This window comes from Pedobacter montanisoli (assembly GCF_022809115.1).
GTDB classification, from domain to species: domain Bacteria; phylum Bacteroidota; class Bacteroidia; order Sphingobacteriales; family Sphingobacteriaceae; genus Pedobacter; species Pedobacter montanisoli.
Map to the genome: position 1 here is coordinate 1,322,993 of NZ_JALGBH010000001.1, position 14,768 is coordinate 1,337,760.

At 35.1% G+C, this 14,768-nt stretch carries 14 protein-coding genes; 8 read left to right on the forward strand and 6 right to left on the reverse strand.

The annotated features are described in order from the left end of the window. The first annotated feature begins 122 nt into the window (after window positions 1-122). The 4 genes from MMF97_RS05790 (at window position 123) to MMF97_RS05805 (ending at window position 2,841) form a co-directional block, all read left to right on the forward strand. Window positions 123-464, forward strand: coding sequence for a DUF6249 domain-containing protein (locus MMF97_RS05790; RefSeq protein WP_243360491.1), 342 nt, complete (start codon window positions 123-125; stop codon window positions 462-464). A gap of 10 nt (window positions 465-474) precedes the next feature. After that, on the forward strand, window positions 475-1,023 hold the full coding sequence (locus MMF97_RS05795) for an RNA polymerase sigma factor (protein ID WP_243360492.1): 549 nt from the start codon (window positions 475-477) through the stop codon (window positions 1,021-1,023). A 1-nt stretch (window position 1,024) separates the two neighbouring features. Next, complete coding sequence (locus tag MMF97_RS05800) at window positions 1,025-1,372, forward strand: hypothetical protein (RefSeq protein ID WP_243360494.1); 348 nt, start codon at window positions 1,025-1,027, stop codon at window positions 1,370-1,372. A gap of 89 nt (window positions 1,373-1,461) precedes the next feature. Next, entirely contained in the window at window positions 1,462-2,841 is a 1,380-nt protein-coding gene (locus MMF97_RS05805) for a thioredoxin family protein (protein WP_243360496.1), read from the forward strand. Window positions 2,842-3,110: 269 nt separating this feature from the next. On the opposite strand, the gene MMF97_RS05810 is transcribed toward MMF97_RS05805, so the two are convergent. From MMF97_RS05810 to MMF97_RS05835, 6 genes are all read right to left on the reverse strand, one after another. Then, complete coding sequence (locus tag MMF97_RS05810) at window positions 3,111-4,016, reverse strand: hypothetical protein (RefSeq protein ID WP_243360498.1); 906 nt, start codon at window positions 4,014-4,016, stop codon at window positions 3,111-3,113. A gap of 1 nt (window position 4,017) precedes the next feature. Continuing rightward, window positions 4,018-5,289, reverse strand: a complete 1,272-nt coding sequence (locus tag MMF97_RS05815; protein WP_243360500.1) for a hypothetical protein — start codon at window positions 5,287-5,289, stop codon at window positions 4,018-4,020. Between the two features lie 2 nt (window positions 5,290-5,291). Continuing rightward, window positions 5,292-5,693: a hypothetical protein gene (locus MMF97_RS05820; protein WP_243360502.1), complete on the reverse strand. Its 402-nt coding sequence runs from the start codon at window positions 5,691-5,693 to the stop codon at window positions 5,292-5,294. A 194-nt stretch (window positions 5,694-5,887) separates the two neighbouring features. Then, a complete protein-coding gene (locus MMF97_RS05825; protein WP_243360504.1) occupies window positions 5,888-6,553 on the reverse strand; it encodes a response regulator transcription factor in 666 nt (221 codons plus the stop codon). A gap of 8 nt (window positions 6,554-6,561) precedes the next feature. Next, a complete protein-coding gene (locus MMF97_RS05830) occupies window positions 6,562-8,250 on the reverse strand; it encodes a tetratricopeptide repeat-containing sensor histidine kinase (RefSeq protein WP_243360506.1) in 1,689 nt (562 codons plus the stop codon). 107 nt (window positions 8,251-8,357) lie between these two features. After that, window positions 8,358-8,555 carry a hypothetical protein gene (locus MMF97_RS05835; RefSeq protein ID WP_243360509.1) on the reverse strand — a complete coding sequence of 66 codons (198 nt, stop codon included), beginning with the start codon at window positions 8,553-8,555 and terminating at the stop codon, window positions 8,358-8,360. A gap of 347 nt (window positions 8,556-8,902) precedes the next feature. Here MMF97_RS05835 and MMF97_RS05840 point away from each other — a divergent pair, with 347 nt between their 5' ends. The 4 genes from MMF97_RS05840 to MMF97_RS05855 all read left to right on the forward strand — a co-directional run bounded on the left by MMF97_RS05840 (window position 8,903) and on the right by MMF97_RS05855 (window position 14,679). Beyond that, window positions 8,903-9,823 carry a hypothetical protein gene (locus MMF97_RS05840; RefSeq protein WP_243360510.1) on the forward strand — a complete coding sequence of 307 codons (921 nt, stop codon included), beginning with the start codon at window positions 8,903-8,905 and terminating at the stop codon, window positions 9,821-9,823. A gap of 213 nt (window positions 9,824-10,036) precedes the next feature. After that, window positions 10,037-12,001, forward strand: a complete 1,965-nt coding sequence (locus MMF97_RS05845) for a DUF1800 domain-containing protein (RefSeq protein WP_243360512.1) — start codon at window positions 10,037-10,039, stop codon at window positions 11,999-12,001. Window positions 12,002-12,009: 8 nt separating this feature from the next. Then, a complete protein-coding gene (locus MMF97_RS05850) occupies window positions 12,010-13,278 on the forward strand; it encodes a DUF1501 domain-containing protein (RefSeq protein WP_243360514.1) in 1,269 nt (422 codons plus the stop codon). 135 nt (window positions 13,279-13,413) lie between these two features. Further along, the gene (locus tag MMF97_RS05855; protein ID WP_243360516.1) at window positions 13,414-14,679 is read left to right on the forward strand and encodes an alkaline phosphatase family protein; all 1,266 of its coding nucleotides are present in this window, start codon (window positions 13,414-13,416) and stop codon (window positions 14,677-14,679) included. Window positions 14,680-14,768: the final 89 nt, after the last annotated feature.

Genomic DNA, 14,768 nt, shown 5'->3' on the forward strand with positions numbered 1-14,768 from the left:
AGACTAAAGGGTTACAGCCATTGTCCTAATGCTGGAAAGTTAGATTATTTGACCAACAAATTTCAAAATTTGTAACCTTCTTGAAAAAAGCATCCTCTAATAAGTAAACAAAGAAAAAAATTATGGAAAAGTTTGCTATTTGGGTTATTGCATGGTTATCATTCTGCATCTGTTTATTTCTGGCTTGGTTCTTTTCACATAGAGCAAAACACCGAGAAAGAATGTTGATGATTGAAAAAGGTTTAAATCCTACAGAAGAAGGGAAAAAGAATAAAAATGTACAATCTCTTAGCATGAAGTTGGGCTTGGTCATTTTAGGATTAGGTTTTGGCTTAGCTGTCATTGCTTTTTTGGCTAACTTCGGCATATTAGGAAGATCAGATGCCATGCCCATAGCCATACTTGCTCTAAGTGGCGGAGGTGCACTGATTTTTGCAAACTATATAGAAAACCGAAGAAATTAAGCATTACAGAATGGATGACATTTATGTAAGAAAAGTTTGTGCAGGCGATACAGAAGCTTTCAGGTATTTTGTTGAACAGTATAAAGCATTATCTATTTCATTGGCTGTTTCTGTGGTTAAAGATGAGTTCGTGGCAGAGGAAGTGGTTCAAGATGCATTTATCAACGCTTTTAGGGGCATCAAAAACTTCAAGTTCAAATCAAAATTTAGCAGCTGGTTTTACAGAATCGTATTAAATGAGGCGTTTAGACGCTTAAAAAAAATGCAAAAGGAGATTGTGGACTTTCGCCACAGCTATGATGAAGAGATTGCTGATGAAAGTGAGGTGCTTACTCTGCAACAAAATGAACAGGTTCATCTTATTAATGAAGCATTAAAGCTTCTTCCCGCCCGTGAAAGTTTGGTGCTAAGACTTTTCTATCTTCAGGAAGAAAGTATTAAAGAAGTTGCTGCCATTACGGGTTGGACAGAAATCTACATAAAAGTCACATTGCATAGGGCAAGAAAAAACATGCATGCTGCAATTAAAAGTTTACTAAAAAAATCAAATAATTCATAAGATGCCTAAAACACCTTTAACAGATCAGCAGCTTGCCGGCTTAATCAAAAAAAGCCTGATTGAAGCTCCGAGTAAAGATTTTGATGATAATGTGATGTATCATATAAAAAAGGAGGCTCAAAAAGCAAGATCTTTAACTAATAATGCAAAAATATCACTGGTGTTCTTTATCCTGGGAACTGGTTTTGGCTTATTAGTTTCTCATCTATTGCCAATGTTAGGTGATACAGTAGCTGGTATTGATGTGAAAACGCTAGTTCTTGTTTTTCAAATATGCTACGTTATCCTTATTCTAACTCAATTAGAGCATATCATCAAACTGTTCTCAAGAAAGACTGAAAATAATTAAAAACCAAGATAGCTGAGGTTTAAAAATTAATCTGTAATCCTCCATCATCTTAAATAAGTATTTTCTCTAAAATATAAATTAATCAAAACATGAAAAGAATTATTCTTATGGTAATCATGATTACCGTACAGGCGAGTTATGCCCAACAAAAAGGGATTGAATTTAATAACAAGAAATGGTCAGAAGTTCTTTTTGAAGCAAAAAGGACGAATAAGCTCATATTTGTAGATGTATTTACAGATTGGTGCGGTCCATGTAAACTGATGGATGAAGCAGTTTTCCCTTTAACAGAAGTGGGTAGCGTGTACAATAAGTCTTTTATCAATTATAAGATTGATGCCGAAAAAGGTGAAGGCCCTGCTTTTGCGAAAAAATATGTTATTCAATCTTATCCAAGCTATCTTTTTATCAATGGAGAAGGTACGCTTATTTATCGTACAGGCGGATCTATGGAAGCATCGGAGCTGATAAGACATGCAAAAAATGCTATAGATGAAGCCCAGCAACCTTTAAGTCTCTTAGACATGGAAAAGTTATATCCAGCGCATAAAAAGGATAAGACGTTTTTACTTAGTTATTTATTGAAGTTAACCCGACTTAAAATGAATACAAGCGATTTATTGGATGACTATATTTCCATGTTAAGCGATACCGAAAGATCAACATACAGTACCATTCAGCTTTTGGTTGATAATGGCACTTGGCTTAACAGAAAAATGCAGTTAGGGATTGCAATGACTACACTTGAAAATAATCAGGGATTGTTTAATGATTTGGCAGCAAAAAATCTGGTACATGGAGAAACATTGTCGAGCATAAAAGATAATGCGATGACCGTTACTTTGAGGAAAGCAATTACCGAAAAGAACGAAGCTCTATTACGTAAAGTAATGGCCCTTAAAGAAGATTTTTCTAAAAACATGTTTGATAATAAGCAAACAATCGCCTTGAAGTTTAGTTATGAAACACGGGATTATGTGAGGTTTAAAAGCGAAAACAGGACTTTTATCAATAACTATTTACTTAAAATACCACTTGATACTTTGCTCAAACATGATCAGGTATTTTATGAAAAAATGAAAAAGAAAATTCAATCCGCTGCCGATCAAAAATATAATAGTAAGGAGTATATTGATAGTTATAAACACACGCAATCTATACAGCTTTGTAATTTTTTGGCAACTACAGTTGAAAATCTTTTAAAAATCCCATTAAATAAGGCAGAATCTAATGAAGCTGTTACATGGGCAGGAATTGCAGTTCAAATTGCAGCAACTGATATCGATTTTTACAAAAACGCTGCGCCATTTTATCAAATGGTTTATGCAAAAGCCCTTTATAAAAATGGATTGAAAGAAAAGGCTATTACCGCAATTACACAGCTTCTTGATACAAATTCAGAAAACCCAAAGGCAAAAGCCATTTTAAGTGAACTTTTAGATAAAATGAAGATGGGTGAAGAAGTTTAATTGGTTTTTTGTTTAGTATATGAAAAAAGAGGTCAACTTTTAAAATTAACCTCTTTTTGTATCTGCGTAAAAAGCTAAAATATGTTAGTTCTAATTAATCAGTTTTGCTTCAGGTAGATAATCTAACTTTAATCAACGGATTTGATACGCTAAAAACCCTTTGTATAATAGCTCTGCATACTTTTGACAACTGAATAAATAACGTTCGTTTAAACCTGTTGTGGTTTTTAATTCAATATCACCATAAGCAAAATATCCAGCCCATATTTTTATTTAGTTAAGACTGCTTTTTTGATGATTATATCCATGTAGGTTGGTAAATCAATTCCTTTTATTTCATAATCCTGTACACCCATTTTTTTCAACCAATCGCCCCAATATTTTTTAATCACATCCTCTTCAAAGTTTTTTCCTTTTTGTGGGTTAATACCAATAACCAAAACTTTAAGATCTTGTAATCCTGATGTAGCAGGTAAAAAACCTATTCTTTTACTTTCCATGTTATTGGCAAAGTCGGTGGTGTTTAATTTGAAATCTTTTATTAATTCTGGAGTGAGGTAAGAAGTCTGATTTTTTACTTTCAGCTTGTTGTCTTGGTGAAACATGTAACCGTCTGTAAGAATTACCAGTATATTACGATGATTAGATTTGATACATTGATCTTTAACCTTATTCTTAAAAAATGTCCAGATATCAGCACCGATATATTTGTTTTCTTTTAACGCTATCTGATAGATCTTGTTAGAACATGAAACATATGTTGGTGTAACGCTTGATATTGCTTTTGGAGTGACGGTGGCTTTGTTAAATACAAACCTCATTTGTTTGGCCAAATCATTAATTTGAGCATCTTTTGGTTCAGGCTCAAAGAAAAGCTGAATTTGATCGTCCATACCACTAATTCTGCTATTGCTTAAATGTTCCTGAAAAGCTTCACCCAAACTTTTGATATACCCTAAGTCACGTTGGTAAATTTCCATCGTTTGGTTGGGGTATTTTTTGAGGTCTATCCGGTCTGATAAGTCTAAGAAGATACTTAGATTTAAATTTTTATCAGACTTCTTTTTTTGTGAATTAACTTTTTCATTAGCAGATGATGGCTCATTGCTTACACAACCAGTTTGAAACATGAAGATCGTGACCATCATGATTATTAATAAGTATAACTTTTTCATATTAGGAAACTTTAGAATAAATAACATGTTGGTGTTTTGGCTTAATAAGATCCAAGCTTTCTAAATGCTCGTTAGCTACAGCTTCGCATTCTGCAAGAATTGAATTTTTTTTAGCCTCTGGCAATGCTAGTTCTGCATTGATAGCCTGAAACCACCCTTCTACATATTGGTTATGATAGTGGAGATATTGTTTTATATTGAGAATAAATCCGTCAATTTTATTTTGTAACACCTCAATTCTACCTTTGATTGTACTGATTAACTGTTTGGTATCTTCCATATCCTTTATAATTTGTGAACGCGTATCGTTAAGTCTGTTCAGTTCTTGCTGTTTGTTTCGAATAAATGCTTTGATTTTATCAATATTTTCAAATTCCTTCATTACAAAATCAAATACTAAACCCCATATGATATAAACTACAAAACCTGCAAAGATGATCATCCAGAATTCTGCTTCTCCTATTGCTACTTTGAGGTTATATGGTGGCGTGGTAGGAGTTTTACTAAAATCATATATCTTCTTTTCAATCTGATAAGCCAAGAGCCCATCAAAAAGAAATGTTATTAGAAAAAGGGCAGCTAATCTGAAGAAATTTTTAAGACCCTTTCCTTTTTGCATCATATGAATAATATAACCGAGGCCTAAGAATACAGTTGGAATGGTTAAAACCAGAACACCTTCCAGCCAACCTTCTCTCTTTGCATTGTTGAGGGCTTGTGCATCGAAAATGGCCGTACTTAAACTATCATCTGAAAATGTTTTAAAGAGTGCAGAATAGGTGGCAGAGATGTAAAAAACAAATAAGTAGATAGATATTGGAATTAATAGTAATAAACCAATATAAAATAAAGCATGAGGTTGTTTTGTATCTGTTACGCCATGTTTCTCGGGATTACTTTTTACAGTTTCGATAGCTTGCTTAATTAGTTCTGCTTTCTGATCATTTTGCTCTAACTTATCTTGATGAATAGATAAAGCTGTTTCAGCATTTCTCAATTCGCTTTCCTGTCTGATCTTATCTTCAATATAAGGCTGCTTTAACTTTTGCTGCTCTTCTTTTAGTTTGCGACATTGTTCTTCAAAGCTGCTGTAAACATTTTGAAGGCATGCTTTTAAAGTAAGTGCTTGCCCAGAAGCTTTTTGGGAGGCACCATATCCACTCTGATAATATGTGATACGAACTTGAACCTCATCATGATTTGATTCTGCATCTGAATTAACAGCTGGAATAGTTTGTTTCTTTAAGGAAAATATTTTGTTAATTGATTCCATAGTTATCCATTAATTTTAGTTAATACCTGTGAGAGTGTCATTTCTTGTTCTGCGCAGTTTAATAAGAAAGAACAAATACTGTCAATGTTGGTGTCTTCGAATTGAAAGCGACGGCAAAATTTCTGTAAAGTATTGTATTCATCATCTGTTACTTCTTTATCTGCCCAAGTCATTACCGCTAAATCATAAAGGTATTCGACTCTTTCATCTCTTGTTTCGGGAATTGAAATCCTTGCAAGAGGATTTGTTAAAATTTTTTCAAGTTGGCTTGTTTCTACACCCCGTTGTTCAGCAAACAGATAAAGTTGTTTCATTTCAGGAGTGTCGAAATCTTCATCTGCACATGCCATTTGATAAAGCCTTAAGAAACGGCTTTGTAATGCAGCGGTAATCTGATTTTCCATTTTTTTGTTTGGATTTTAGCTTACGATTTAAAGTCGTATTGGTTTTTTAATAATTCTATTTTTACCAAAACTAAAGCATACACATAAGCATTCTATACGGAAAACCGTACCCTTAAAAAGACTAAAATGGAAGTGCTTGACTGACTTAATCCAGCAATTATATTTAATAGGAAAAGAAAATTTATAGCAGGATTTTAAATGATTCCCATATCCTTACAAAAGGCTATCAACTGTTCATTTTTTTTGAAATTGAGCACTGTTTTGATATGATTTAAACGTTTTTCCATAGTGCTCATACCGCTTGGTGTAATGTTCATTTCTTCAAGCTTTTTGGGGATTTCTTTGAGCAAAGCACCTTCTGCCAGGAGAGATAATATAGTAAGATCGTAAGAAGTAAATTTATGACTATTGCTTGGCCTGATTTTTTCGTTGATTGTTGGCGATATGTAGTTTTGTCCTTTGGCAACAGCTTTAACAGCTTGTTCTAATTCATAGGCATCAAGACGCCCTTTATGTACAAAGCCATTGATTTGTAAATCCTTAAAATAAGATTGTATTAGGGCAGGGCGGTCTTCTACTGAAAAAATAATGACTTTGAGTTGCGGACAGATTCTTCTAGCTTCTTGAATAAGATCTAAACCACTTTTTAACTTTTGCGTGCGATGATCTTCAACAAAAGAAATATCCGTAATCAATAATTCATAAGGCTCATGGGTTTCCAGTTCTTTTTTGATTCTTGTTAAGCCATCATCACAGTAATAGACATAGTGGCAAACAGGTATCTGTAAATCTATAACCGTCTTGGCAACAGCTCTGCTGCTCATCTGATGATCTTCTGCAACGAGTACTTTTTCAAACATAATCTAAATTAGCTTAATGGAATGAGAACCTTAACTTTAAGTCCGCCACTCTCATGATTTTCAAAAGTAAATACTCCTTTTAAACTTGTGATACGGGTTTCCGTATTGCGTAAACCCGTGCCCTCGACAGGATTTTTATGAATGCCAATTCCATTATCGCGGTAATTTATTTCCAGGTTTTTACTTTGTAATACAAAACGTAATACTACATGGCTGGCCTGGCTATGTTTAGTCATGTTAACCAATAACTCCTGTAAGACTAGAAAGATTTCATCTTTAACAGACTCACTTATTTTATTGATACTTTCGTCTAATCCAACCGTAACAATTTTCCTTTCAGTATTTGAGAATGAAGAAATCAATCCGGTTAAACGCTCTAGATAATCATCAGGTTTAGCTACTACGGCATGAGAGATATCTCGTGATTTATGATAAAGATCTTCCATTTGTCCAACCAACTGTTCTTTATTAATCTCATCTCCATATTCAACGTCTGACATCATGCGATACAGGCCATTAGCTACTACATCATGAATTTCTTTAGATACTTTTAATTTATTTTCCCGAATAGATTTTTCTGCCTGTTCTGCCAACCGTTGTTTGCGTTTTCGGTAAAAAATAACGCCACCAATTACAGTAACTACTGCAATTAAAATTGCTATCCATAAAGCTGTAGTTTTACGAGCTATTTCATATTTTTTTTGGATATTTTCTTTTTCCAATCGTACTTTCTCTGATTTATGCTTTTCAGTTTCATACTTTATCAGAGCAAACTGATTTTTAGCAGCATTTCGTATGCTATATAAGCTATCATCTAATTGTCTATAACGTTTAAAATAAATCAATCTTTTTTGTGCATCTAATTCAATCAGTTTTCTTAAGGCCTCCAGTTCATTATCTGGATTTCCTAATATTAAGGCTAGTTTGTACATTAATCTGCTATAGTATAAAGCAGAGTCGGGTTTTGTTTTAAGGTAATAATCTGATAAATGAGAGTAGCTGGAGTTCACACCCCATTGGTTCCCAATTCGTTTACGAATGGCTAGAGCTATTAAATAACTGGGAACAGGGTTAAAGTTGGGTTGTTGCAACCATTGTGCATTCGCGAGATTAGTGAGTACTTTGGCCTTGGTTTCATCTTTTGGGTTTCTTACCAGAATTTCTTGATAAAGCTTAATGGCAGGTGCATAATTTCCTTCTTCTCTATATGCATTTGCAATGTTGTTTTTTGCTGTATGTAGGTTTGAGCTATCTTTAATTAGGGGCAGAGATTGTGAATAAAAGTCGATAGACTCTTTATATTTCTTAAGATCATAGGATGCGACTCCTAGGTTATTTAAATTAGAAATAATGAAAGGATGATGCTCCTTATTTTTCTTGTTCAAAAAATTTAGCGCCTCTATGCTTAATTCCTGTCCATCAAAACTATCTCCAGATTCAGTAGCAATGATCGCCATATAGGTTAATGAACTAGCAATCCTAAAACTATCTCTCTTTTTAAGATAGATGTCTTTAACTTCATTAAAAACCTTAAATGCACTATCTGTCTTTTTTGAATCAAATAACAGGTATGCTTTTTCAGTTAATGGATGGGGCTTAGATAAGTTGGGCTTTTCTTTGGGGCTTTTCTTTTCTGGAGAGCAGGCTAGTAATAATAAGCCAACTAAGAATAAAAAATATGTTAAGATGCGTCTCAATGTTTTTGTTTTTGCCTAAAATAAGAAAAAACAATGCATTAATTTAAATTAAGCCGCTATATAAAAACCGGGTGCAACTTATAGCGCACCCGGTTAGTAAAAAATAATTATGGTCTTGGTGGTGGAATTTGACCATTATCGCCATTGTGACCTCCACTTTTTCCGTCACCGTCGGTTCCGTCATCTTCTGATGGAGGCGGTGTATCATTAGTGGTAGCTACTGAACTAGAACCATGATGGTTTCTGCAAGAATTTTGTAAAGGGGATGCCAATCCCAATAAAATGGCAATTATTAATGGTAACATAATTTTAGAAATAATTTTTGCTTAATGGCAGGGCGTACCGAACCCTATCGGTAGCTTGCTGCAGTTTTAAGCGGCGCCGCTTTGTTGGGAAGGTTTTTGAGCAGCTTGAGCGGAAAGATTTGTTTGCTTCCCAGGTCAACCAAATTTTTCTGCTTGTTACTGCTCGGGTGATTTCTTAGGTTCGGGTAATACATATACCCTCGCTTCAGATTTCGAAAACAAAATTGTGATGTGTTAAGCGCTTGACTGGTAAGTGGTTCCGATGGTGTTAATATTTCCGATAGGAATCCGGAAAACCGTAATAAAATCTTTATATTCCGGAGTATTTTCGTTCAAAACCCTATTTTATGTTTTCAACTTATAAGCAAGTTGTCTTGCAAACTTATCTCAGAAAGAAAGCTGCAGGATCTTTGTCATTTCGGTTGCTGGAACCTACTCCTGCAGGTATAAAAGAAGAATTAACTCAATATTTGAATGAAAGATTTGATCCTAAAAAAGATGAACAAACACTGGAGCTTTTTTTTGGTCATCATGAGAGTGCAGCGGCTTATGCAAAAGTTGTAAGGAGAGTTGAGATTGATAAGTTTAGACCAGTGATTAAATTCTTAAAAGGACTAACGGATAACCCTGATGATAAGCAGGTACATCTTGCTGCTTTATTGATAGACTTTAGAGAAAGACCTTATGAATTTGGGAAAGAGTATAGTTTGGAAGAGGAAAATGATCCGATAGCAGAAAATGAAGAGAATATTGAATCTAAGGATGGAGATCCAGAGGTAGAGGAAACAGACGGAAAGAATCCAGTTAAGGAGCCTGAAGAAATGGGAGAGAATGAGGATATTAAGGTCAGAAGACCGTTTTTTTTAAAGACCATTAACAAAAAGAAATCTGTATTCACTTTGCTTCTAGTGTTGCTTTTTGGTTCCTTAGGATTTGTTGTTAGTCATTTAACTGATGACAAAATTACTGGTAAACAATGTATGTACTGGAAAGGAGATCATTATGAAGCAATAGAGTGTGACATTAAGTTAGCTGCTGATATTGACAAAATTGCATTGGATACATTCTTATTGAAGAATTTTAAAAAAATTACAAGAGTAGATACAATAACAGAAAGATCAATAGGAAAGATTTGGTACCTGAAACACCAAAAATCTTTTGATTTTTTTACTGCCAAAGGTGTTCATCCTATTCACAAAAGAAAACTAAGTCGTTTAAGTAAAATCATCTATGATAATGAAATAAAACCTTTGAAAACAGCAGAATAATTAATTATTTGCTTTATTTATTTTGTAGTAAATTGTGAAACTTATACAGTTTTTAAGGACATTACATGTCTTATTTTGGCTACTCCTTAAAACCATAAATCTCTTTTAATTTTTTTATCCTTTTTTGTCTTCAAAAAAAATAATAAAAAAAGTACTATTTCATTAATCTTTACGTCTTGTTAATTGTCTATAGTTCAGTATAAACAATACATTATGACAACCTATAACCGAACCCCTTCTCTTGTGCTCTCTCTATTTGCACTGGTTATTGCCTTTTGTTCCTTTGTAAGAGCAGAATCAAATGCAGATAATAAATTAAATATGCCTTACAAAGCAGCTGGTTTAACCAAAGAAGAAGCTGCGGCGCATTTGCTTAGTCGCTTTACTTATGGAGCTAAAGTTGGAGAAGTAGAAGAGGTAGTTAAAAAAGGTCTGGATAAATGGTTAAAAGAACAATTAGAAGGCGATGCCAAAGATGAAGAACTGAACGGACTGTTAAACTCTTATGATGCTATTAATTTAACGAATAAAGAAGCAGAAGATGCTTTTCCGCAACCAGCAAGGGTTAACAGAATGGCCATAAATCAGGGCTATGTAAATAAAGATTCAGTTAATAACGGCAATAATAAATATCAGAGAGAAGCTGTAGCTGCCTTTATGAAAGATAAAGGTTATCGTCCGCAAGGCGAATTATTCCGCCAGTTGATTAATCAGAAAATTTTAAGAGCGGCTTATACTAAAAACCAGTTTCGTGAGATCATGACCGATTTCTGGTTCAATCATTTTAATGTTGCTTTAAACAAAAATCAATGTGCCATTTTTGTACCTGCTTATGAGCGGGATGTGATACGTCCGAACGTATTTGGTGATTTTGATCAGTTACTGCTAAAAACAGCAAAATCTCCTGCCATGCTGATGTATCTGGATAATTTTTCAAGTTCTGGCATAAATGTACCTGTACCCGGAACCGAGAATGCAAATACAGTAAGTCTTGAGCAGCGACAAAAAATAAAAGAGAATATTCAAAAACGCTTTTTACAGGTGCGACAGCAGCGGAAAGGTAACGGAGGCTTAAATGAAAATTATGCCCGTGAGGTTATGGAGCTGCACACTTTAGGTGTTGATGGCGGATATACCCAAAATGATGTAACAGAAGCGGCCAGAATTTTAACAGGTTGGACCGTTGCGCCTATGGGTAATGAAGGATATGGTGCAGCAACACAAAAAATCATAGATCGTATTGGTGAAAATAATTTGCGTAACAAGGGTTTTGTAATTGATGGCGATTTTTTCTTTGCCATGAACAGACATGATAACGGGGAAAAAACAGTTTTAGGAAGGAAATTTGAAGCAGGCGGAGGATATGAAGAAGGTAAAGCACTTTTAGAAATGCTGGCCCATCATAAATCAACAGCTAACTTTATCTCTAAAAAAATTGCAACGAGATTTGTAAACGATAATCCGCCACAAAGTTTGGTAGATAAATTGGCTAAGACCTTTCTGGCTAAAAATGGTAATATTAAAGATGTGATCATTACCATGGTAAACTCTCCTGAATTCTGGTCTAAAGAAGCCTTAAGAGAAAAAACCAAATCGCCGTTTGAGTTAGCTATTAGTACAGTACGAAGCTTAAATGCAGATATTTCTCAACCTTATCAGCTTTATACCTGGATCAACAGAATGGGACAACAAATGTATTATTACCAGGCGCCTACCGGTTTTCCTGATAGGGGACAGTACTGGATTAATACCGGATCTTTGTTAAACCGGATGAATTTTGGTCTGGCTTTTGCCTCACAAAAGATACCAGGGATTAATATTAATTTACTGGCTTTAAATGACAATCATGAGCCCGAAAGTGCAGTTTCTGCTTTAGAAACTTATAGTAAGCTCATCATGCCCGAAAGAGATTTAGATAAAACCATAGATCGTTTAAAACCGATGTTAAATGATCCGGAGCTTCAGCAAAAAGTAGCTGATGCTGCTGCAAAAAATAATCAGAATAACCAGAATAATACTGTTAGTATGCAGAATACAGCTGATACGGATAAGATGAAATCCGGAAAAGGCAAAAAAGCGATAGAAAATCCGGTAGTAAGACAACAGGCAGGAAACAGTACGATACTGGCACAGGTGGTAGGGGTAATTATCGGCTCTCCAGAATTTCAACGTAAATAATTTAAATTATGGTTACCAGAAGAGGATTTATAAAAGCCGGAGGCTTAGCATTATTTGGCATAAGCCTGGGCGGTATTCCCGGATTTTTAGCAGAAGCCGTTGCGGCTACAACCCGTCCTTTGTTGTTTAAAAAGAAAAAAATACTGGTATGTATTTTTCAAAGAGGAGCAATGGATGGCTTAATGGCGGTAACACCTTTCAATGATCAGTATCTGCAGGCTGTTCGCCCTACATTGTTCATGTCTGCTGCGAGTAATGCAAAAGGAAAATCGCTGATTGACCTGGACGGAAAATATGGATTACACCCTTCAATGAGTGCATTTGAACAAGTGTTTAAAGATAAAAGGCTGGCTATAGTTCATGGCATAGGATCACCAAATAATACCCGTTCGCATTTTGATGCGCAGGATTTTATGGAATCTGGTACACCATTTAAAAAAGGAACTACATCTGGATGGTTGAACAGGGCAGTAGGTTTGTTGGGACACGAGGCGGTTACACCTTTTCAGGCAGTGAGCTTAACTTCTTCTTTACCGCGTTCTTTTTATGGAGATAATGCTGCGGTAGCCATTAGGAACCTCTCCGAATTTAATATCCAGTTAAGAGGTAATCCTAAGGGTGCAAATCTGGCATCAAAAAGTTTTGAAGATTTATATGACCAGACTTCATCAGGTTTGTTAAAGACTACCGGAAAAGAAAGCTTTGAGGCAATCAATATGTTGAACAAAACCAATGTAGCTGCATACAAACCCGAAAATAATGTGGTATATCCAACATCTGCCTTAGGAAATTCATTAAAACAGATTGCACAGTTAATTAAAATGGATGTGGGGATGGAAGTTGCATTTGCAGAATCAGGTGGTTGGGATACCCATTTTAACCAAGGCACAGATACCGGTATTTTTGCCAGAAATGTAAATGATTTGAGTAATAGTATTATGGCTTTTTGGAACGATCTTGAAAAATACCAGGATCAGGTTACCGTAATGACCATGACCGAATTTGGACGTACAGTAGCGCAAAATGGAACAGGTGGAACAGATCATGGAAGAGCATCATGTAATTTTATTTTAGGTAATGATGTAAAAGGAGGAATGGTACACGGTACTGTAAATCCGTTGGCCAAAGAAAACCTTGAAGATGGAAGAGACCTAGCTGTGACCACCGATTTCAGGAGTGTTTTTAGCGAGGTGGCCGACTTGCATTTAGGAATTAATAATGATAAAATTCTTTTCCCTGATTTTTCGGGTAGCCACATAGGCATGATGAAAATTTAAGATTCTGTTTTAGAAACTAATGCAATGAGTTTTACAGTTATTTTTACGAATGACGGTAATCCATCATTGCATTTTATATTTTTATTGCGTTATTGTTTGGCAGGTAACGTATTTTAGCCTTCCAGTTTTTATACCATGAAGAAAATTTTTTTAAGAAGTTTGGTTCTGCTATCCATATTGTTTTCATTTACGATATGCCATGCACAGGAACTCACCCAACAGGTAGAGTCCAATAGAAAAAATGCAATTGATCAACAGAAAAAACCTTATGTAGTTTATATATCGGTTGATGGTTTGCGTTGGGATTTGGTAGATAGGTTTAATGCTTCACATTTGAAAGAATTAAGAGCAACAGGTGTACAAGCTGAGTACATGAAACCTTCATTTCCAACTTTAACCTTTCCCAATCATTATACTTTGGTTACAGGTATGTATCCTTCGCATCACGGTTTAGTAAATAACAGTTTTTTTGACCCTCAAAAAAAGCAGGTTTATAACAAACGATATAAAAACGCTGTTCAGGACAGTACCTGGTATAATGGCATTCCGATATGGTCTCTGGCAGAAAAAAATCATATGCTTTCGGCGAGTTTCTACTGGACAGGTTCTGAAAGTGCCATAGCTGGCTATCGACCTACCTATTGGTATATGTACAATGAGAAGATAACAATGGATGATCGACTGAAAGCTTTTGCAGAATGGCTGGCTTTGCCAGAAGATAAAAGGCCGCATCTCATTACCTGGTATTTTCCTCAGGTAGATTTTGCCGGACATCATTTTGGACCTGAATCTAAAGAAAGTGAAGAAGCCGTAAAACTGATTGATGAAACCGTTGGTAAAATGGCCGATATTGGAAAACAATCTGGTTTGCCCATCAATTTCATCTTGGTTTCTGATCATGGAATGGCTACAGTAGATACACAAAATGCAATCCCTATCCCAGTCGCTATTGATACTGCTAAATTTATTATTCCCCTGGATGATGGCGTATTGCTGCATTTGTATGCAAAAGACAAGAAAGACGTAGAACCCACTTATCAAAAACTAAAAAAAGAAGCGAAGAATTTTGACGTGTACCTGGCTGGCAATACGCCTGGGAAATGGCATTTCTCTAGTAAAGAAGATAAATTAGCCCGTATTGGCGATATTATTTTAGTGCCTCATTATCCGCAGGTATTTGATATAGGTAAGAAAATAACCATCGGAAAACATGGCTATGATAATGACCTACCTCAAATGAGAGCTACTTTTTATGCCTGGGGACCTGCTTTTAAAGAAGGGATAAAGATCCCTCCATTTGAAAATGTAAACGTTTATCCTTTAATTGCTAGGATATTAGGGTTGCCTTATTACCATCAAATAGACGGTAATATCCAGGTGCTTAAAGATGTGCTGAAGTAGATAATTGCGATTGCGTTTCGTAAAATTTTCGTGCGTAAACAGATTCAGACTTTCATTTTGATAAATTTAACTTCATTAACTTAAATGAC

Bases quoted from the DNA above. Each gene is read 5' to 3' on its own strand.
- MMF97_RS05820 (WP_243360502.1), bottom strand. From the start codon at position 5,693: ATGGAAAATCAGATTACCGCTGCATTACAAAGCCGTTTCTTAAGGCTT.
- MMF97_RS05800 (WP_243360494.1), top strand. From the start codon at position 1,025: ATGCCTAAAACACCTTTAACAGATCAGCAGCTTGCCGGCTTAATCAAA.
- MMF97_RS05805 (WP_243360496.1), top strand. From the start codon at position 1,462: ATGAAAAGAATTATTCTTATGGTAATCATGATTACCGTACAGGCGAGT.
- MMF97_RS05795 (WP_243360492.1), top strand. From the start codon at position 475: ATGGATGACATTTATGTAAGAAAAGTTTGTGCAGGCGATACAGAAGCT.
- MMF97_RS05850 (WP_243360514.1), top strand. From the start codon at position 12,010: ATGGTTACCAGAAGAGGATTTATAAAAGCCGGAGGCTTAGCATTATTT.
- MMF97_RS05840 (WP_243360510.1), top strand. From the start codon at position 8,903: ATGTTTTCAACTTATAAGCAAGTTGTCTTGCAAACTTATCTCAGAAAG.
- MMF97_RS05855 (WP_243360516.1), top strand. From the start codon at position 13,414: ATGAAGAAAATTTTTTTAAGAAGTTTGGTTCTGCTATCCATATTGTTT.
- MMF97_RS05845 (WP_243360512.1), top strand. From the start codon at position 10,037: ATGACAACCTATAACCGAACCCCTTCTCTTGTGCTCTCTCTATTTGCA.
- MMF97_RS05790 (WP_243360491.1), top strand. From the start codon at position 123: ATGGAAAAGTTTGCTATTTGGGTTATTGCATGGTTATCATTCTGCATC.
- MMF97_RS05825 (WP_243360504.1), bottom strand. From the start codon at position 6,553: ATGTTTGAAAAAGTACTCGTTGCAGAAGATCATCAGATGAGCAGCAGA.
- MMF97_RS05810 (WP_243360498.1), bottom strand. From the start codon at position 4,016: ATGAAAAAGTTATACTTATTAATAATCATGATGGTCACGATCTTCATG.
- MMF97_RS05835 (WP_243360509.1), bottom strand. From the start codon at position 8,555: ATGTTACCATTAATAATTGCCATTTTATTGGGATTGGCATCCCCTTTA.
- MMF97_RS05815 (WP_243360500.1), bottom strand. From the start codon at position 5,289: ATGGAATCAATTAACAAAATATTTTCCTTAAAGAAACAAACTATTCCA.